We start from the raw sequence: 18,103 nt of genomic DNA, 5'->3' as shown, positions 1-18,103 counted from the left end.
GCGTCAGGGCTTCGTGAGCGTCAGGGTGTCGACGGTGGACTTCTTCACCGCGTCCGCCCCGAAGGACCAGTCGAGCAGTTCACCGTCGGCCCACTTGTCGGTCTGATCGGTGTAGTGCGCGCTGAAGGCGTGTCCCGAGGCGCCGGTGAGGTTGATCCACCGGGACTTGTCCCAGTCGCCCACGTTGACCACCATCCGCATCGACGGGACCCAGACGACCTCGTAGCCGCCCGCCGCGTTCCAGCCGGTGGCGTTGACCGCCGCCTCGCCGCCGCCGAGGTCCCAGGGGCCTCGGTTCAGGGCCCGCTGCAGGAGGTCGGGACCCTCCTTGCCGAGCGTCTGGTTGCGCAGGGTCAGCTGGTGCAGCCGGCCCCAGCTCCAGGTGTTGATGTCCTTGCCCAGCTCGGCGGTCAGCTCCCAGCGCGCGTCGGCCATGGCACGGGCGAACAGCTCGTCACGGCTGTCGATCGCCTCCTCGCGCCCCTTGGCCGGAACCTTCCACCACGCGCTGTCCTGGTCGTCCAGGATGTTCTCGACCACCTCGTACCAGCGGTCACCGCCGTCCGGCTGCGCCGCGTCCGGGGCGCGCTGACCGCACTCGCGCACCAGCTTGTCCTGCTCGTCCACCGGCCCGGTGCTCGCGACCGGCGTGACGTAGATGCAGTCGCCCTTGGCGCGCATCTCCTTGGGGAGCTTGCTCCCGAACGCCAGCTTGAGGATGTTGCGCCAGACGCCGTTGAAGTAGGCGGCGGCGGCCGAGTCGGAGTCCTGGGTGTAGTCCCAGCCCTCCAGCAGCTTCTGCGCCTCACGGACGCTGGTGTCCGAGATGCCGATCTTCTTCAGTTCGGGCACCAGCTTCGCGGCGATCGCGCTCTGGTTGTCCATCTGCATCGTCTGCATGTCGTCGGTGGAGATCTTCTCGCCGCCGTCGATCTTCTTCTGGATCAGGTCGTTGATCCGCTGGCTGCGGGCGCCGTAACCCCAGTCCTTGGTGAGCATGTGCGCGTAACCGTCGCCGATGACCGCCTGGTTGGCGGTGACGATGAAGCCGCGCTCCGGGTTGTACTCGTAGGGCAGCTCGTCGAACGGCACGGGGTCCTTCTCCCAGCCGTACTTCGGGTTCCAGCCGGGGCTCGGCATGGTGCCGTCGCCCTGGGTGCGGACCGGGATCTTGCCCGGGGCCTGGTAGCCGATGTTGCCCTTGGTGTCCGCGTAGATCAGGTTCTGCGAGGGCACCTCGAAGTGGGAGGCCGCCTTGCGGAAACTCGTGAAGTCCTTGGCCCGGTTGAGCTCGAAGACGGCGTCCATGGACTTGCCGGGGTCAAGCGCCGTCCACCTCAGCGAGATGCCGTACCCGTCGCCGCGGTCGGGCGCGTTGGTGGTGACGGGAGCCTTCTTGCCGACCTTCGCGAGCTCGTCGCTCCGGTCGGACACCAGCGGCCCGTTGTTCGTCTCACGGACCGTGATCTTCCGGCTCCTGCCGCCCGCGACCGCGATGGTCTCCTCACGGGTGACGAAGGGCCGGGTCTCGCCGTCGTACTGGTAGCCGTCGGCGGAGACCTTCTCCAGGAAGAGGTCGGTGACGTCGGCCCCGAGGTTCGTGAAGCCCCAGGAGATGTCCTGGTTGTGGCCGATGATCACACCGGGCATCCCGGAGAACGTGTACCCGGCCGTGTCGTACCGGCAGGACTCCGAGACCTCACGGCAGTGCAGCCCCATCTGGTACCAGAGCGAGGGGAGCTGCGGGGCCAGGTGCGGGTCGTTGGCCAGGAGCGGGTTGCCGGTCGTCGTGTGCGCGCCGGAGACCACCCAGGAGTTCGACCCGATGCCGTTGCCGTTGGGGCCGAGCAGCGCCGGGATCTCGTCCAGGGTGTCGGAGAGCGCGGAGAGCTGGGTGTTCAGCCCCTGGGTCGCCCCTTCGGCGGTCTGCGAGCCGACACCGCCCGACGTCTCGGCCGCCGGGTCGAACTTCCCGGTGACCGGGGAGATCCCGCCCTGCTCGACGATCGGCTTGTTCTTCTCGAACGGATAGTCCGGGTAGAGGTCCTCGATCTGCTTCGCGCTGAGCCTGCTGGTCATCAGCGAGCGGTCGATCTCGTCCTGCATGTTCCCGCGCAGGTCCCAGGCCATCGCCTTCAGCCAGGCGACCGAGTCGACCGGGGTCCACTCGGTGGGCTTGTAGTCGTTGGTCAGACCGAGGGCCGCGTACTCGACGGAGAGGTCCTTGCCGTCCTTGCCGTCCAGATAGGCGTTCACGCCCTCCGCGTAGGCCTGGAGGTTCTTCTTGGTGTCCTCGTCCAGGACCTTGTCGTACTCCTCCTGCGCGACCTTGCGCCAGCCCAGCGTGCGCAGGAAGGAGTCGGTCTCGACCTGGCCGGAGCCGAACATCTCGGAGAGCCGTCCGGACGTCATGTGACGGCGTACGTCCATCTCCCAGAAGCGGTCCTGGGCCTGGACGTACCCCTGGGCGCGGAAGAGGTCGCTGTCGGTGTCCGCGTAGATCTGCGGGATCCCGTAGCCGTCGCGTCTGACGTCGACGTCTCCGGAGAGGCCCTTGAGCTCGATCGACCCGGTGGTCTGCGGGTACGAGGCCCGGACCGTGGAGACGGACCAGTACGCGCCGTAGCCGACACCCGCGACAAGCGCCAGCACCAGGACGATCACGAACAGGCGGGCGCGTCGCCCCTTCTTCCTGCCGGTCTTCTTCGCATCGGAAGACCCGGAAGGGGCGGTTGTGTTGGCGGGCATCGCTGTCCTTAGAGGGGCAGGGTGGTCCTGGAAGTGCAGGAGCAACCATAGGCGCCCCGCCGAAGCCACTCGGACGCGGTATGGGGATGCATCCGTTTGCGTACGGGTTCGCACGAAGGGCCGAAGGCGTCAAGAAAGCGTTAAAGATTAGGTAAGGTAACGAAGTACTGGCCGCCGGAGGCCGATCCGGAAGGCGTACGCAGGGAAGGAACGGACCCTGACTGTCCACGCGCTCAACGAACTTCTGCTCGTCTGCTCCCTCGTCCTGCTCGTCGCCGTCGCTGCGGTACGCATCTCGTCCCGCAGCGGGCTCCCCAGCCTGCTCCTGTACCTCGGCATCGGTGTCGCCATGGGGCAGGACGGCATCTTCGACGTCAAGTTCGACAACGCCGAGCTGACCCAGGTGATCGGCTACGCCGCCCTGGTCGTCATCCTGGCCGAGGGCGGTCTGGGCACGAAGTGGAAGGAAGTGAAGCCCGCGCTTCCGGCGGCGGCCGTCCTGTCGACCGTCGGTGTGGGCATCAGCGTGGGCGTCACCGCGAGCGCGGCGCACTACCTCGTCGGCCTCGACTGGCGGCAGGCCCTGATCATCGGCGCGGTCGTCTCCTCCACCGACGCCGCGGCCGTCTTCTCCGTCCTGCGCAAGGTCCCGCTCCCCTCCCGGATCACCGGTGTCCTGGAGGCCGAGTCCGGCTTCAACGACGCCCCCGTGGTCATCCTGGTGGTGGCGTTCTCCGCCGCCGGCCCCGTCGAGCACTGGTACGCGCTCGTCGGCGAGATAGCCCTGGAACTGGCCATCGGCGCGGCGATCGGCCTTGCGGTGGGCTGGCTCGGCGCCTACGGCATCCGCCATGTGGCGCTGCCCGCGTCCGGGCTCTACCCGATCGCCGTGATGGCCATCGCGGTCTCCGCGTACGCGGCCGGGGCGATGGCCCACGGCAGCGGATTCCTCGCCGTCTATCTGGCCGCGATGGTCCTCGGCAACTCCAAGCTCCCGCACTGGCCCGCCACCCGCGGCTTCGCCGACGGGCTCGGCTGGCTGGCGCAGATCGGCATGTTCGTCCTGCTCGGCCTGCTGGTCACCCCGCACGACCTCATCGACGACTTCTGGCCCGCCGTGGTCGTGGGGCTGGTCCTCACGGCCGTCGCCCGGCCGCTGTCGGTCTTCCTCAGCCTCGCGCCGTTCCGCCTGCCCAAGCGGGAGATGTCCCTGATGTCGTGGGCCGGGCTGCGCGGCGCCGTCCCCATCATCCTGGCGACCATCCCGATGGTGTCCGGGATCGAGGGCAGCACCCGGGTCTTCAACATCGTCTTCGTACTCGTCGTGGTCTACACGCTCATCCAGGGACCGACCCTGCCCTGGCTGGCCAGGGCGCTGAAGATCTCCGAGGACCCCTCCGAGACCGCGGACCTCGGCATCGAGTCGGCCCCGCTGGAGCGGCTGCAGGGCCATCTGCTCTCGGTCGCGGTACCCGGCCGGTCCAGGATGCACGGCGTGGAGGTGGCGGAGCTCCGGCTGCCCGCCGGGGCCGCGGTCACCCTCGTCGTGCGGGACGGGACGAGCTTCGTCCCGGCGCCCTCGACGGTGCTGCGCCACGGCGACGAGCTGCTGGTCGTCGCGACCGACCCGGTGCGCGACGCCACGGAGGCCCGGCTGCGGGCGGTCGGCGAGGGCGGCAAGCTGGCCGGCTGGCTGGGGACCGGCGGGAAGCCGGCCGGGGCGAAGGCGCCCGGCGGGAAGGCTCCCGGCGGAAGACCGGCCGGTGCGAAGGCGGTCGGCGCGAAGGCGGCCGGGGTCAGAACGGCCGGCGGGAAGCCGGCCGGTGCCGGAGCGGCCGGTGGGACGGCGACCGGTGGGACGGACCGGCAGGCCGGTGCCCCGGGGGAGCTCCCGCACCTCACCAGACTGGCCAGGAAGCTGGGCAGGGGCGGCGAGGACAAGGCGGGGGACGGGGCGGGCGACCGGCGGACCCACCACTGACCGGCGGCGTGACGCCCGAGCCCGCCCACGGCCCCGGGCGTCACGCGATCGCAGGCCCACATGGGTGCGCAGCCTGTAACATGAAGGACCGGATCTCCTGATCCACCTGATTCGAATCTGATCGACCAACTCTGCCTGATGCAGAGCTGGCGCGACCGTATGGCGGTCGTGGCGTCCTCTCGCCTCCGGAGCGAGCCGCCCGGCATCTACCGCAGTCCCGCGCGAAGAGGACAGCTCTCGGCCGTTCCCGTACGCCCGCACCCCGGTGCCGGGCCGCCGGGGACACGGCCACCAGGCGGCAGAAAGGCATGGACCGTGGCGTCCACGGTCTCCGACCGCCCCGGTTACGGGCAGTTGCTGCGCACCCCGGGTGCGTGGACCTTCCTCCTCCCGGGCTTCGCCGCCCGGCAGCCCTTCGCGATGCTGACCATCGGCATCGTGCTCCTGGTGCAGCACACCACCGGCTCGTACGGCAGTGCGGGTGCGGTGGCCGCCGTCTCCGGCGTCTCCATGGCCCTGTTCGCGCCGCAGAGCGGCCGGCTCGCCGACCGGTTCGGCCAGCGCGCCGTGCTGCTGCCCGGGGTACTGGTGCACGCCGCGGCCGTGGGCGCGCTCACCGTGCTCGCCCTCGCGGACGCGCCCCTGTGGGCGCTGTTCCTCGCGGCGGTGCCCACCGGGGCCTCCGTCCCGCAGGTCGGGCCCATGGTGCGGGCGCGCTGGGCGGCCCTGCTCGGCGCGGCCCCGGGCCGTCCCGCCTCCCCGCTGATGTCCACGGCGGCCGCCTTCGAGTCCGTCACGGACGAGTTCACCTTCGTCATCGGACCGGTGCTCGCGACGGCGCTGTGCACCGGCGTGCACCCGGCGGCCGGACTGACCGCGGAGGCGGCCCTGACGCTTCTGGGCGGCGTGCTGTTCGCCGCCCGGCGCTCCACCCAGCCCGTAGTACCCGGCGGCACCGGCCCGGCGGCCGGACCGCGCCGCTCGGCGCTCTCCGTGCCCGGGGTGCGGGTCCTGGCGGTCACGTTCCTCGGCATCGGCTCCGTCTTCGGCGGCATGCAGGTCTCCCTCACGGCGTTCTCCGAGGAGATCGGCCGGCCCGGCGTGAACGGGCTGCTGTACGGGATCTTCGCGGCCGGGAACATGCTGGCCGGCATCGCCTGCGGCGCCGTCGCGTGGAAGAGCGGTCCGCGCCGCCGGCTGGTCGTCGGCTACGTGGCCCTGACGCTGACCGCGTCCGGGCTGTGGGCCGTGCACTCCGTACCGCTGCTGGCGGGACTCGGTCTGCTGGTCGGGCTGTGCATCGCTCCCGCGCTGATCAGCGGTTACACCCTCGTCGAGGCGCTGGTGCCCGCGTCCGCCAGGACCGAGGCCTTCACCTGGCTGACCGGCGCGGTGGCACTCGGCCAGGCGGCGGCCGTCACGGTGGCCGGGCAGCTCGCCGACGCACACGGCGCGAGCACCGGTTTCGTGGTCCCGCTGACCGGCACGGCGCTGGCTCTGGCGACCCTGCTGGCCCTGCGCTCACGGCTGACACCGCGCCCCGCGGGACGGACGGTGGCACGTGGTGTCGGTCACCGCGAGCCGGTCGCGGTGGACTGATCGCTCGGAATACGTCACTATGGAGCGTCGTTAGCACTCATTGAGTCAGAGTGCCAGGAGGAGCAAGTGCCGACCTATCAGTACCAGTGCACCGAATGCGGCGAGGGCCTCGAAGCGGTGCAGAAGTTCACCGATGACGCCCTGACCGTGTGCCCGAACTGCGAGGGACGCCTCAAGAAGGTGTTCTCGGCCGTCGGCATCGTCTTCAAGGGATCCGGTTTCTACCGGAACGACAGCCGCGGCTCCTCGTCGAGCAGCACGCCGGCCACGTCGTCGTCCTCCAAGACGTCCGACGCGTCCACCGCCGGGTCGACCTCGTCGAAGTCGGACGCCACGTCGGCCGCTTCCTCGTCGTCCTCGGCCTCCTCCGCGTCGTCCTCCACGTCCTCGTCCTCGTCGAGCGGCACCTCGGCCGCCTGAGGCAGCACCCGGACACCCCACGTTCCGCCCGGACCCCGCCCGATCGACTCGGTGGGGTCTTGGTCGTGCCCGCCCGGTTAGTGTGACCCGCATGGCGAACGCAGAAGCAGCGGACATAGGAGTCATCGGCGGATCGGGTTTCTACTCCTTCCTCGACGACGTGACCGAGATCCAGGTCGACACCCCGTACGGGGCGCCGAGCGACTCCCTCTTCCTGGGGGACCTCGGGGGCCGCCGGGTGGCTTTCCTCCCGCGCCACGGCCGCGGCCACCACCTCCCCCCGCACCGGATCAACTACCGCGCCAACCTCTGGGCACTGCGCTCCGTCGGCGTGCGCCAGGTGCTCGGCCCGTGCGCGGTCGGCGGCCTGCGGCCGGAGTACGGGCCGGGCACCCTGCTCGTGCCCGACCAGATGGTCGACCGCACCAAGGCCCGCACCCAGACGTTCTACGACGGTGAGCCCAGGACCGACGGGACGCAGCCGAACGTCGTGCATCTCGGCTTCGCCGACCCCTACTGCCCGGAGGGGCGCAGGGCCGCCCTGGCGGCCGCCCGCGGACGGGACTGGGAGCCCGTGGACGGCGGAACGCTCGTCGTGGTCGAGGGCCCGCGCTTCTCGACCCGCGCGGAGTCGCGCTGGCACGCCGCGATGGGCTGGTCGGTCGTCGGGATGACGGGCCACCCGGAGGCGGTGCTCGCCCGTGAACTGAACCTCTGCTACACGACGATGACCCTGGTGACGGACCTCGACGCGGGAGCCGAGGCCGGCGAGGGGGTCAGCCACGCGGAGGTGCTGGAGGTGTTCGCGTCGAACGTGGACCGGCTCCGGTCGGTGCTCTTCGACGCGGTGGCCGCCCTGCCCGCGAACGAGGACCGCGACTGCGTCTGCGCGCACGCCCTGGACGGTCTCGACACGGGGATCGCCCTGCCGTAGCGGTGACGCGGCGGGGGCCCGTGCGTGGCGCTGCGGGTCGGCGCGCGGGGTGCGGGTGTGCCGGCCTGCGAGCGCGGCGGTGGTGCGCCGGGCTGCGGCGCGGGAGTGCCGGCCCGGGAGCGCGGATGCCGCGGGCGTGGGCGGCTGGCGGGGCGGCGCTCCGGCGGAGCGTGTCCTGCCGGTCGGGGGCTTGGCCGAGCAGGGACTTCGCCGCGTGCCCTTCTCGCACGGGTGACGAGGTTGTCCACATCCCGTGGGTTGTCCACAGGCGTCTGCGGCATTTCCGCGCAGGGTGGATCGTGAGGGGAGTCCGGCGGATCGGTCCGCCGGACTCCCCTCACGCTTTCCCCGGGCAGTGCTCCGTGGTGTCGCGCGCCTTCCCGCGCGGTCCCCCGCACGTACGCGCCCCCGGATCGCCTTCACGGCAGGTGGTGCTGGCCATGATCCCTTCGGTACCCGACACACGCCCCGCGCCTCCCGCCCCGTGCGGCGTCCCGTCCTTCGGGCCGCTCCGGGTGCGGGGCGGCGCCGGCCGGCGGATCCGGCGCGCCCTGCGCGGGCAACGCCGGGCGCTGGCCCTGGGGTTCGCGCTCGCCTCGGCCGTGCTCGCGATCTCCGGTTCGGGCGTGGAGAAGGGAGCGGTCGCGGCAGTCGGTGGCGCGCCACCGGGACCCGAGCGACAGGCGGTGCGGCTGGTGTCCGCCCCGGTGCGGATCGCCGACGCGGCGACGGTCGGGCTGCTGCGGCCGGGTGACCGCGTGGACGTGATCGCGGCGGCTGACGGAGGCGCGGAGGCCAGAGTGGTGGCACGCGACGCCCGCGTGACCGGGATCCCGGGCCTCGCGGGCGACGGGAAGCCCCCGTTCCCCGGGGCGGACGGCATGGCGGAGGGCGGAGGCACGGCGGAGGGCGGCACGGCCCGAGGCGCCGACGGAGCGCTGGTGGTCCTGTCCGTCGAGCGTGAGACGGCGGCGGCGCTGGCCGGTGCCGGTGTCTCGGGGCGTCTCGCGGTGGCGGTGTCCCATGCGGAATAGAACAGGTGTCACGTCAACTCACTCGTCAGAAGTACGAGATTGGACAATGTGCTCCTCTGCTGCCTTATGTGGCGGGGTAGTTCACTCCCCCCACCGCACGCACAGAGGAAGGCTCACGTGTGAGCGAGAAGAAGACCGGTCTGCTGGAGGGTTTCAAAGCCTTCCTGACGCGCGGCAATGTGATCGACCTCGCGGTCGCCGTCGTCATCGGCGCCGCGTTCACGAACGTGGTGAACGCGATCGTGAAGGGCGTCATCAATCCGGTGGTGGGCGCCTTCGGCACCCAGGACCTGGAGAAGTACACCTCCTGTCTCCGCGGCCCCTGCGAGGTGGACCCGGAGACCGGCATGACGGACGGCATCGAGATCCTGTGGGGCTCGGTGCTCAGTGCCGCCCTCAGCTTCCTGATCACCGGCGCCGTCGTCTACTTCCTGCTGGTGCGGCCGATGGCGAAGTACCTCGCCAAGCGTGCGGCGGCCCAGGCGGCGAAGGAAGGCGTGCAGGAGACGCTGGAGGTGAGCGAGCTGGAGGTGCTGAAGGAGATCCGGGACGCCCTGGTCGCCCAGCGAGGCCAGGCGTAGCGAGTCCTGCTCCCGTACAGCCCGGCGGGACGGGCCCCGGGACGGCGGTGCCGGCCCCGGTGGGCCGGGCCCTGGTGAGATCCATCATGGCGAGTCCGGACCTGCACAGGCCGGACCTGCCGGTGCCAGACCTTCCGGTGCCCGGCCTTCCGGTGCCGGGCCCGGTGAGGCCGATGCCAGCGGGTCCGGGCCTGCACAGGCCCGGACTGGTCGTCCCCGGCCGGCCGCCACGACAGGGCCCGCCAGGGCAGAGCCCGACGAGGCCGGGCGGGAGCGGTCATGGACCGGTGTGCCCGTCGCTCAGATGTGGTGGGGCGGCTTCTCGTCGAGGAAGCGGGTGAGGTCGGACCCGCCGCCGGGAGCCCGCTCACCCCATCCCTGGTCCGTATCGTCCGAGGACTGCCTGTCCAGCGGATCGTCGAAGATCAGAGCCGGGGGCCTGGGCCTGGACTCCTCGGTCGGCCGCTGCTGCGGCTGCGACGGCTTCGGCTCTCGCGGTCCGGGGGCGGGGGCGGTACTCATGTCTCCAGGGTACGGCCGGGTTCAGCGGTCCTTCGGATCCAGCCGCCACAGCCCCAGCACCACGAGGAACGACAGGCAGAGGAATCCGGCGCCCCACCAGGCGGTCCCCGTGTCGCCTTCCATCCACACGTCGACGACCTCCGTGAGCGCCCACAGCTGGCCGATGACGACACTCAGCGCCAGCACCAGCCGGGCCGTCAGCTTCGCGGAGCGTTCGGGTTCCTGCTCCGAGCCCGCCCCGGGCCCCGGACCCGTGTGGCGCACCCGTGGGTCGGCGTACCCGCTGGTGGGCCGGATCTGGGGATAGCGCTCGTGGACGGGCCGGTTCAGCTCGGCGCGGGCACTGCCGGGGTGATAGCCGGGACGGGGCGTTCCGGAGGAGCCGGGGGGCCGGGGCGGTTCGACCGGGTCCAGGGGCTCGGTCATGACCGCCTCGCCGTGGCCGATCCGGTGGCCGCGGCACCGGAGGAGGGCGGTCCGGGGGGTGCCTCGGCGCCGCCCCCGGTGCCGGGGCAGCCGATCCGCTCCGCGAGATCGGGGCGGTCCTGGCCGAGCTGGCGGCACAGCCCCTGCTCGACGCTCTCTCCCGAGCGGGTGGTGCCCACGGCCCAGATACTGCCGTCCTCCAGCTCGGTCAGCACCACCTTGGGCAGTCCGCGGGGCGGTGGGCCCGCCGTGACCTCGCCGGTGCGGGCGTCGAAGACCCCCTCGTGGCAGGGGCAGTAGAGCTCGCCCTCCGTGCCCCGGTCCTTGCGCCAGAGCACGGCGCAGGCCAGGTGGGTGCAGACCGCGGAGTAGCCGGCGAGCGTGCCGTCGTCCAGGCGTACGGCGACCGCCCGGTCCTCGTCACCGGGGTACCGGAAGGCGAGGGACTCCCCCGGCAGCAGTTGCGCGGCGATCCGCTTCGGGGACGGCGCCTTCCCGTCCTCCGTGTCGCCGTGCCGGTGCAGGATGCCGCCCGCCACGGCCAGGCCGCCCACGGCGAGACCACCGGAGACGGTGGCGACGATCCGGAGGTAGTCGCGGCGGGTGGTCAGCGAGTCGGCGGCGATCCTGTCGTGCAGGGCTTCGCGGGGATCGCTGCCGGACCCGCGGCCCGAGCCGTTGCCGGACCCGTGGTCGGGTCCGGGCTGCTGCTCGGTGACGCTCATCGGCGCACGTCCTTCCCATTGATCTCGACGACGGGAAGTCCGCCCGGTACCGGCCATTGGACCCGCTCCGCGGGCACGACCATCGCCACGCCGGTGCGGACCTCGGTCTCGCCGAAGACGAAGGTGTCGGCGACCTGCACACCGGGGCGTTCCGCCTGGAGCTCCTCGACGGTGCCGTAGAAGAGGGCGCCCGTCGGGCAGACGGTGGCGCACATGGGAGCGAGCCCGTAGGCGGTGCGGTCGTAGCAGAGGTTGCACTTCATCTGCAGCTTCGCCCGGAGGTCGATCTTCGGGACACCGAAGGGGCAGGCGTTGACGCAGTTCGCGCAGCCGATGCAGCGCGTGGTGTCGGCCTGCTGGACGACACCGTCGGCGGTGACGAGGATCGCGTCGGCCGGGCAGACCTCCGCGCAGGGGGCCACCGGGTCCTCGCAGTGCATGCAGACCGTGGGAAGAGAGGCGACGGACGACCCCTCGTCGGTGTAGTCGAGGTGGATCATCGACTTGCCGCGGTGCGAGTCGCATTCCCGGCAGGCGGAGACACAGGCCTGGCAGCCGATGCAGCGCCCCGGGTCGATGAAGATCGTTCTACCCATCATCCGGGCATCAGCTCCTTTCCGAGGTGCCGCGGCCCTGCGGGGCCGTGGGCGGCAGCGGGTCGGTGCGGGAGACCTGGGTCTCGGGATAGGCGACGTGGCCGGGTGCGACCGGCGGCGCGGGGACCTCGTCGATCGCTGCGGCGTGCTCGATGCGGCAGGCGCAGACCTTGTACTCGGGAATCTTGGAGCGCGGGTCGAGGGCGTCGACGGTGAGTGCGTTGGCCGCGGTCGGGACGGGCCAGTGGTACGGGATGAACACCGTGTCGGGCCGGATCGCCTCGGTCACCAGGGCGGGGAAGACCTCGCTGCCGCGCCGGGTCACGACCCGGACGGGTTCGCCGTTGCGGAACCCGTGCGAGGGGTGGACCTCGGCCCAGGGCCGGGGGGTCTGCTCGACGAGGGCACCCAGCCTGCGGGTCTGGTTGCCGGAGAGGAAGTGGGCGACGGTGCGCCCGGTGGTCAGCGTCATCGGGTGCTCGTCGTCGTACGGATCGGCCGGCGGATGCCACTCGACGACCTGCAGGTGGATCCTGCCGTCCGCGTGGTAGGTCCTGCCGTCCTCGAACAGCCGGGGGGTGCCGGGGTGGTCGGTGGACGGGCAGGGCCAGGAGATCCCACCGGTCTCCTCCAGCCGCTCGTAGGTGATGCCGGAGTAGTCGATGACGGTGCCGGCGGAGGCCCTGCGCAGCTCGTCGAAGACGTCGCGGGAGCCGTCGAACGCGAACTTGTCGCCGGCTCCCAGACGACGGGCGAGCTCGCACATCACCCAGGTGTCGGTCCGCACCCCGGCCGGCGGTTCCTGCGCCTTGTTGTGCTTGACGACCCGGGCCTCGGAGTTGGCCATCACCCCTTCGTCCTCGGCCCAGACGGTGACGGGGAAGACCACGTGCGCGTTCGCGGCCGTCTCGGAGAGGAAGAAGTCGAACTGGGCGTGGAACTCCGTGCTGTCGTACCCCTCCTTGACCACGGCGTGGTGGGGCAGGGACACGAAGGGGTTGTTGCAGATGCCGATCAGCCCGCGGATCTCCCGGCGCTGCATCTGCCAGACCATCTCCATCATGGACGTGCCCGCGGCGGGGAGTTCGGACTCCTCGATGCCCCAGACCTCGCAGATCTGCCGCCGGTGCTCCTCGTTCAGGATGGAGCGGCCCCCGGGGAGGAGGTCGGCCTTCTGGCCGTGCTCGCGGCCTCCCTGGCCGTTGCCCTGCCCGGTGAGGGTGCCGTAGCCGGCGCCCGGCTTGCCGATGTGGCCGGTGGCGGTGCACAGGTTGATCACGCTGAGGCAGTTCTCCACACCCTGTGTGTGGTGTTCGATGCCCCGGGCGTGGAAGGCCATGGCCCTGGGCGCGCGGGCGACGGCACGGGCGACCTGGACGACCTGTTCCGCGGGGATCCCGCAGATCTCGGCGGCCCGGGCGGGGGGGTACTGGGCGACGGTGGCCTTGACCTCCTCCCAGCCGGTGGCGTGGGCCGCCAGGTACGCCTCGTCGGTGAGGCCCTCCTCCACGACCACGTGCAGCACGGAGTTGAAGAAGGCCGAGTCGGTCCCCGACCTGAGGGCGACGTGGATGTCCGCGGTGCGCGCCACCGCCGTCTCGCGCGGATCGACGACGATCAGGGTGGCGCCCCGGTCCCGGGCGCCCCAGACGTACTGGGTCAGCACCGGGAAGCACTCGCCGACGTTGGTCCCGGCGAGCAGGAGGCAGTCGGTGAGCAGGATGTCGGAGAAGGGGTTGCCGGCCCGGTCGATGTTGAAGGCCAGCTTGTTGGCTCCGGCGGCGCTGACCATGCAGAGCCGGCCGTTGTAGTCGACGTGCCGGGTCTTCAGCGCGACCCGGGCGAACTTCCCGACCAGATAGGTCTTCTCCGAGAAGAGACTCGCCCCGCCGAGCACTCCGACGGCGTCCCGCCCGTGCACCTCCTGGATGCGTTCGATCTCCGAGACGGTGAAGTCGAGCGCCTCGTCCCAGGAGACCTCCCGCAGTTCCTCGTCGCGGGAACGCCGCATGAGCGGTGCGGTGAGCCGGTCCGGGTGGTTGACCTGCTGGTAGGCGTTGATGCCCTTGGGGCAGAGCCGCATCCGGTTGATGTCGTGGTTGCGGGGCTCCACCCCGAAGACCTTGCCGCCCCGGTCCACGCGGAGGTACATCCCGCACTGGACGCCGCAGAAGCAGCAGTGCGTGGGGACGAGCGTCTCGCCGTTCTGGTCGGCGTGCCACCGGTCGGCCGGGATGCCGCCCGCGTCCCGGAAGCCGCGGGTGCCGGGCGGTGCGAGCGAGGGGTCGAGGGGGACGGCCGTACGGCCGTCGGCAGCGCGTGGGTCCGCGGTCACTTGAAGCCCTTCTTGACCTGGGTGAGATAGGCGTTGCCGCGCAGCACCCGCTTGCAGCGCGGGCAGTACTCGGCCCATGCGTCGAAGCCGAGTGCGAGGTCCTGCATGGTGCCGCGCAGGTTCTCGACGTACGGACCGGTGTCGATGGCCTCACCGCAGCGGCGGCAGGGGAAGACCTCGTCGTCCTGGCGGCCGGTGTACTTGAAGAGCTGCATGCCGACCGCGGCCGGGCGCTGCACGATGTGGAAGAACTTCCCGAACGGGATGTAGATGAGGGTGAAGACCACCGACACCATGTGGAGGATCGCCAGGAACTCGTAGCCTCCGCCGTGCAGGAAGAGCGAGGAGAAGGTGAGCAGCAGGCCCGTCACCGAGATGATGATCAGGGCGAGCAGCGGCACCATGTCGTAGGCGAAGCGCTGGCCGGTGATGGCCCCGCGGTCCCTCATCCGGCGCCAGAGGAAGTAGGACGCGCCGGGGATGACGAGGACGGCGGCGATGTCCAGGCCGTGGAACATCAGCCAGCCGAGGGCGTCGAGCGAGTCGAAGCCGAGGATCTTGACGCCCCAGATGCGCATCTCGTAGCCGGGCCCCGAACCGCTGCCGGAGGTGAAGGTGAACCAGCCCCAGGTCAGCGGGAAGGTGATGAGCGCGGCGAGGATGCAGCCCCAGAAGATCGACTGGTGGGCGATCCACCGCGCGTGGGAGCGCGCACCGAGGAACTTCTGGAAACCGAGATAGGTGGCGATCATCTTCGGCAGCGCGGTGGGCGCCCTGCGGAAGTTCTCGGCCGAGAACAGGCTGCGCCGGCCGTTCCTGAAGAGCCGCCGGGCGCCGGGCGCGGAGACCCAGACCGTGTAGCGGTAGGCCACGCCGAAGGCGAGGAACACGGTGGCGACGGCGTACGGCAGCAGCGCCGAGTCGAAGTCGTGCAGCAGGCGGCTGCCGAGCACGATCGCGAGGACCAGCAGACCGGACACGACGGCACCGGCCAGGGACGCCCGGCCGGAGACGGACCGGGGAAGGCGCCGGGCGGCCCGCGTGGCGACGGAGGGCCCCGGGGCGGCCGGCGGGCCACCGTGGCCGTCGTCCTGGCCGCCTGACGTGCCGGTGCGGGCACCGGGCTCGGACTGCTCGGCCGGGGCGGACGGTTCTGGTGGCTCGGTCACCCGGCTACCGTAGGACCGAATAGGCGTTTGGTCCCGTTATATGCCTCTATGGTGTGGCCGCGTCCTCCATGTGGCCCGCCCCGCAGCGAGCCTCGCCCTCGCGGCTCCCCGCCGTCCACCCGCGCATTCAGGGGCGCGCGGATCCGCCGGCACTCCGGTGGGCACGCCCCCTCCTCCCCCTTGCTCCGCCGACCGGCCCGGCCGCTTCCCGAGGCCCGGAACACGGGGCAGGGGGCGCCGCAGGACACCACGCGGGCCAGGACGGGGCAGGCTGTCACGCGGCACCGCGGGCGAGGGGCCGGGGATCTCTTCGCATGCCAGGGGCCGGAGAGCCGGGGAGGGCCGCACAGCGCCGCAGGAGAGGCGTGCCGTCGCGGCGGCGCCCGGAGAGCGGGGAGGGCGGTGCGGAGAGGGCCGGGAGGGCGGCGCGCGGAGGGCCGGGAACCTTCGGCCTGCGCCATACGTTTTTCGCGAACCCCGGTCACGATGTCAGACCCAGGGACTACGTTATGCACGCATCAAGTCACATGCGGCAACGGCCTGGAGACAGCACCTTGAGCGATCCGTACGAGACAACCGAGCAGCACCTCGAGCGACTCCTGCGATGCGCTCTCAACTCCTTCGACCTCTCCGACACCACGGTCGACCGGCTCGGGACGGCCCTGGCGCACAGCAGCGCCCTGCACTCGTCCCACCACAGCGCCGTGCTGCACCGCGAAACCTACCGGCACAGCTACCTCCTCTCGGACGGCACCACGCTCACCCTGTGGGAGCTGGTGCACGGAGGCGGCAGGGACGTCCCCTCGCCGCGCCGTCACGAGCTGTACGACGACGAGGACGAGGCCCAGATCGCCGCCTCCCGCCTCGCCGGCAGTTTCTGGGACACCCCCGCCCTCGGCGACGACAGCGCGCGGGAGGACCTGGAGGCGCTCACCCTGCTCATGAGCGTCCCCCCGGTCCCCCTCCCCCGGACGTACGCCCCGGACAACTCGGCGGACCACGCCCGCCGGGTCCTGCGCCGCGCGGAGAACGGCGACCGTCCGGGCGCGGCGACGGCCGGACGGCTGCGGGCGGCCTTCGCCCACCACATCACCCAGGTCTTCGGCCGCCAGTACCGCGTCGACGGACGGGACGCCGGCTTCACGCTCTACGAGCACGCCTTCCTCCTCCTGGACGGCACCGAGACGAGCCTGTGGGAGGTCGAGCACACGGCGACACCCGACGGCCGCCACATGTGCGAGGTCTACGACGACGAGCAGAGCGCGCGCAACGCCATGGAGAACCGCACCGGGATCTGCTGACCGCGTCCGACCGCCGCAGGCCGGCCCGGCGGGACGGCCCGGGGCTCGCACACCGGTGACCACGCCAGGCGGCGCGGGGTTCGCGCACCGATGACCGCGCCCGGCCGCCGCAGACCGACCCAGCCGGGCGTCCCGGGGGTTCGCGCACCGGAGCGGCCCGGAGCCCGAGGGCCGGACCGTGCGCCGGCGCGGACCGAGGTGCGCGTACCGGAGCGACCGGGCGGTCCGTGCACCCGGGGGCGGCTCCGGAGGGCCCGTGCTCCCCGGGCCGCACATGAATGAGCCCCGGCGCCGGGGGGGGGGGTGGGCGCCGGGACTCAGCTCAGGGGACCGGAAGGAGACCGGTCGTCGGGCCGGTGCGAACCGGCTTGATGGGGAGATTACGGGTTAATCGCTCACGCCGCAGCGTCAAAGCCCGTGTCGTGAGCCATTCGCTTCAATTCGAGCAGCGCGTGCTTCTCTATCTGCCGGATCCGCTCCCGCGTCAGGCCGTGCTGCTTGCCCACCTCGGTGAGGGTCCGCTCGCGGCCGTCCTCGATCCCGTACCGCATCTTGATGATGGAGGCGGTGCGGTGGTCGAGCTTGCCGATCAGGTCCTCGAGCTCCTCGCTGCGCAGCAGCGTCATCACGGACTGCTCGGGCGAGACGGCGGAGGTGTCCTCCAGGAGGTCACCGAACTGGGTGTCGCCGTCGTCGTCCACGGACATGTTCAGGCTGACCGGGTCGCGGGCCCAGTCCAGGACGTTGCCCACGCGCTCCGCGTTGGAGTCCAGCTCGGCGGCGATCTCCGCGTGCTCCGGGTCGCGCCCGTGCTCGCGGTTGAACTCACGCTGCACCCGCCGGATCCTGCCGAGCTCCTCCACGAGGTGGACGGGGAGCCGGATCGTGCGGGACTGGTCGGCGATGGAGCGGGTGATGGCCTGACGGATCCACCAGGTGGCGTACGTCGAGAACTTGAAGCCCTTGGCGTAGTCGAACTTCTCGACCGCGCGCACCAGGCCCGCGTTGCCCTCCTGGATCAGGTCGAGCAGGGGCAGACCTGCCCTCGGGTAGCGCCTGGCCACGGCGACGACGAGCCGGAGATTGGAACGGATGAACACGTCCTTGGCGCGCTCGCTCTCGGCGACCAGCGCCTCGAGCTCCTCCCGCGTCGCTCCGGAGGCGTCGCTCTCCACCACTCCGTCGAGTATCTGCTGGGCGTAGACGCCCGCCTCGATCGTCTGGGAGAGCTCGACCTCCTTCGCGGCGTCGAGCAGGGGTGTCCGGGCGATCTCGTCGAGGTACATGCCGACCAGGTCGCGATCGGCGATCTCCCCGCCCACGGCGCGAACACTGCTTGCCCGGTCGGTCCCGCCGGTGCTGGCGGACGAACGACGGGCGACGGCACGGGTTGCCATGCGAGCTCCCTTACTGAGTAGGTCGCGACACCCTCCCGGGTGCCCTGCATCCGATGGAAACAACGACTGGAATCCGGACAGAATTCCCAGGGGGACCATTCATTTTCGAGATCATGCAGTACCCTATCTCCTCCCACCGAGGGACAGATGGTGCACATACCCACAGAACCGCAGGTCAGACACGCGGTGCAGGCAGTTCCGGAAGCCTTCGCGGACCTCTGCGGCCGCTCAGTCCGTGAGACCGCGCTCACACGCGACACGGCCGCATCGACCCCGAGGCGACGACCGCCCCCGGACGCCGCACCCCCACCCTGAAGACGGCCCCCACCGGCTTC

General features: G+C 71.4%; 15 protein-coding genes. 7 read left to right on the top strand and 8 right to left on the bottom strand.

Annotation, left to right across the window (positions count from 1 at the left end):
- Positions 1 to 3: 3 nt before the first annotated feature.
- Positions 4 to 2,748, bottom strand: a complete 2,745-nt coding sequence (locus ABZ172_RS05245; protein WP_356880398.1) for a penicillin acylase family protein — start codon at positions 2,746 to 2,748, stop codon at positions 4 to 6.
- A 244-nt stretch (positions 2,749 to 2,992) separates the two neighbouring features.
- Between ABZ172_RS05245 and ABZ172_RS05240 the strand changes: the two genes are divergently transcribed.
- From ABZ172_RS05240 to ABZ172_RS05215, 6 genes are all read left to right on the top strand, one after another.
- Positions 2,993 to 4,729 carry a potassium/proton antiporter gene (locus tag ABZ172_RS05240; protein WP_356880622.1) on the top strand — a complete coding sequence of 579 codons (1,737 nt, stop codon included), beginning with the start codon at positions 2,993 to 2,995 and terminating at the stop codon, positions 4,727 to 4,729.
- A gap of 315 nt (positions 4,730 to 5,044) precedes the next feature.
- On the top strand, positions 5,045 to 6,328 hold the full coding sequence (locus ABZ172_RS05235) for an MFS transporter (protein WP_356880396.1): 1,284 nt from the start codon (positions 5,045 to 5,047) through the stop codon (positions 6,326 to 6,328).
- 66 nt (positions 6,329 to 6,394) lie between these two features.
- Entirely contained in the window at positions 6,395 to 6,748 is a 354-nt protein-coding gene (locus ABZ172_RS05230; protein ID WP_356880394.1) for an FmdB family zinc ribbon protein, read from the top strand.
- Between the two features lie 91 nt (positions 6,749 to 6,839).
- Positions 6,840 to 7,682: an S-methyl-5'-thioadenosine phosphorylase gene (locus tag ABZ172_RS05225; protein ID WP_356880392.1), complete on the top strand. Its 843-nt coding sequence runs from the start codon at positions 6,840 to 6,842 to the stop codon at positions 7,680 to 7,682.
- A gap of 440 nt (positions 7,683 to 8,122) precedes the next feature.
- On the top strand, positions 8,123 to 8,716 hold the full coding sequence (locus ABZ172_RS05220) for an RcpC/CpaB family pilus assembly protein (protein WP_356880390.1): 594 nt from the start codon (positions 8,123 to 8,125) through the stop codon (positions 8,714 to 8,716).
- 119 nt (positions 8,717 to 8,835) lie between these two features.
- Positions 8,836 to 9,297 carry an MscL family protein gene (locus tag ABZ172_RS05215; RefSeq protein WP_356880388.1) on the top strand — a complete coding sequence of 154 codons (462 nt, stop codon included), beginning with the start codon at positions 8,836 to 8,838 and terminating at the stop codon, positions 9,295 to 9,297.
- A gap of 300 nt (positions 9,298 to 9,597) precedes the next feature.
- Here ABZ172_RS05215 and ABZ172_RS05210 read toward each other — a convergent pair whose 3' ends face one another.
- Genes ABZ172_RS05210 through ABZ172_RS05185 form a run of 6 tightly spaced genes read right to left on the bottom strand, consistent with a single transcriptional unit; the run spans position 9,598 to position 15,070 of the window.
- The gene (locus ABZ172_RS05210) at positions 9,598 to 9,819 is read right to left on the bottom strand and encodes a hypothetical protein (RefSeq protein ID WP_356880386.1); all 222 of its coding nucleotides are present in this window, start codon (positions 9,817 to 9,819) and stop codon (positions 9,598 to 9,600) included.
- A 21-nt stretch (positions 9,820 to 9,840) separates the two neighbouring features.
- On the bottom strand, positions 9,841 to 10,245 hold the full coding sequence (locus ABZ172_RS05205) for a DUF6755 family protein (RefSeq protein WP_356880384.1): 405 nt from the start codon (positions 10,243 to 10,245) through the stop codon (positions 9,841 to 9,843).
- On the bottom strand, positions 10,242 to 10,970 hold the full coding sequence (locus tag ABZ172_RS05200) for a Rieske (2Fe-2S) protein (protein ID WP_356880382.1): 729 nt from the start codon (positions 10,968 to 10,970) through the stop codon (positions 10,242 to 10,244). Before ABZ172_RS05200 ends, ABZ172_RS05205 begins: the two co-directional genes overlap by 4 nt.
- On the bottom strand, positions 10,967 to 11,569 hold the full coding sequence (locus ABZ172_RS05195) for a 4Fe-4S dicluster domain-containing protein (RefSeq protein WP_356880380.1): 603 nt from the start codon (positions 11,567 to 11,569) through the stop codon (positions 10,967 to 10,969). Before ABZ172_RS05195 ends, ABZ172_RS05200 begins: the two co-directional genes overlap by 4 nt.
- A 7-nt stretch (positions 11,570 to 11,576) precedes the next feature.
- Positions 11,577 to 13,901, bottom strand: coding sequence for a molybdopterin oxidoreductase family protein (locus ABZ172_RS05190; RefSeq protein WP_356880378.1), 2,325 nt, complete (start codon positions 13,899 to 13,901; stop codon positions 11,577 to 11,579).
- A complete protein-coding gene (locus ABZ172_RS05185) occupies positions 13,898 to 15,070 on the bottom strand; it encodes an MFS transporter (protein WP_356880376.1) in 1,173 nt (390 codons plus the stop codon). Before ABZ172_RS05185 ends, ABZ172_RS05190 begins: the two co-directional genes overlap by 4 nt.
- Positions 15,071 to 15,624: 554 nt before the next feature.
- Here ABZ172_RS05185 and ABZ172_RS05180 point away from each other — a divergent pair.
- Entirely contained in the window at positions 15,625 to 16,371 is a 747-nt protein-coding gene (locus ABZ172_RS05180) for a DUF6227 family protein (RefSeq protein ID WP_356880374.1), read from the top strand.
- 395 nt (positions 16,372 to 16,766) lie between these two features.
- Here ABZ172_RS05180 and ABZ172_RS05175 read toward each other — a convergent pair whose 3' ends face one another.
- Positions 16,767 to 17,768, bottom strand: a complete 1,002-nt coding sequence (locus tag ABZ172_RS05175; protein ID WP_356880372.1) for a sigma-70 family RNA polymerase sigma factor — start codon at positions 17,766 to 17,768, stop codon at positions 16,767 to 16,769.
- Between the last annotated feature and the right edge of the window lie 335 nt (positions 17,769 to 18,103).

The sequence above is a fragment of the Streptomyces sp. NPDC006296 genome (assembly GCF_040613235.1).
In the GTDB taxonomy this organism is placed as follows: domain Bacteria; phylum Actinomycetota; class Actinomycetes; order Streptomycetales; family Streptomycetaceae; genus Streptomyces.
This window is presented reverse-complemented; position numbering and strand designations above follow the sequence as displayed.

Excerpts from the sequence above, each read along its gene's own strand:
- ABZ172_RS05225 (WP_356880392.1), top strand. The coding sequence starts at position 6,840 with ATGGCGAACGCAGAAGCAGCGGACATAGGAGTCATCGGCGGATCGGGT.
- ABZ172_RS05200 (WP_356880382.1), bottom strand. The coding sequence starts at position 10,970 with ATGAGCGTCACCGAGCAGCAGCCCGGACCCGACCACGGGTCCGGCAAC.
- ABZ172_RS05245 (WP_356880398.1), bottom strand. The coding sequence starts at position 2,748 with ATGCCCGCCAACACAACCGCCCCTTCCGGGTCTTCCGATGCGAAGAAG.
- ABZ172_RS05210 (WP_356880386.1), bottom strand. The coding sequence starts at position 9,819 with ATGAGTACCGCCCCCGCCCCCGGACCGCGAGAGCCGAAGCCGTCGCAG.
- ABZ172_RS05205 (WP_356880384.1), bottom strand. The coding sequence starts at position 10,245 with ATGACCGAGCCCCTGGACCCGGTCGAACCGCCCCGGCCCCCCGGCTCC.
- ABZ172_RS05220 (WP_356880390.1), top strand. The coding sequence starts at position 8,123 with ATGATCCCTTCGGTACCCGACACACGCCCCGCGCCTCCCGCCCCGTGC.
- ABZ172_RS05195 (WP_356880380.1), bottom strand. The coding sequence starts at position 11,569 with ATGATGGGTAGAACGATCTTCATCGACCCGGGGCGCTGCATCGGCTGC.
- ABZ172_RS05175 (WP_356880372.1), bottom strand. The coding sequence starts at position 17,768 with ATGGCAACCCGTGCCGTCGCCCGTCGTTCGTCCGCCAGCACCGGCGGG.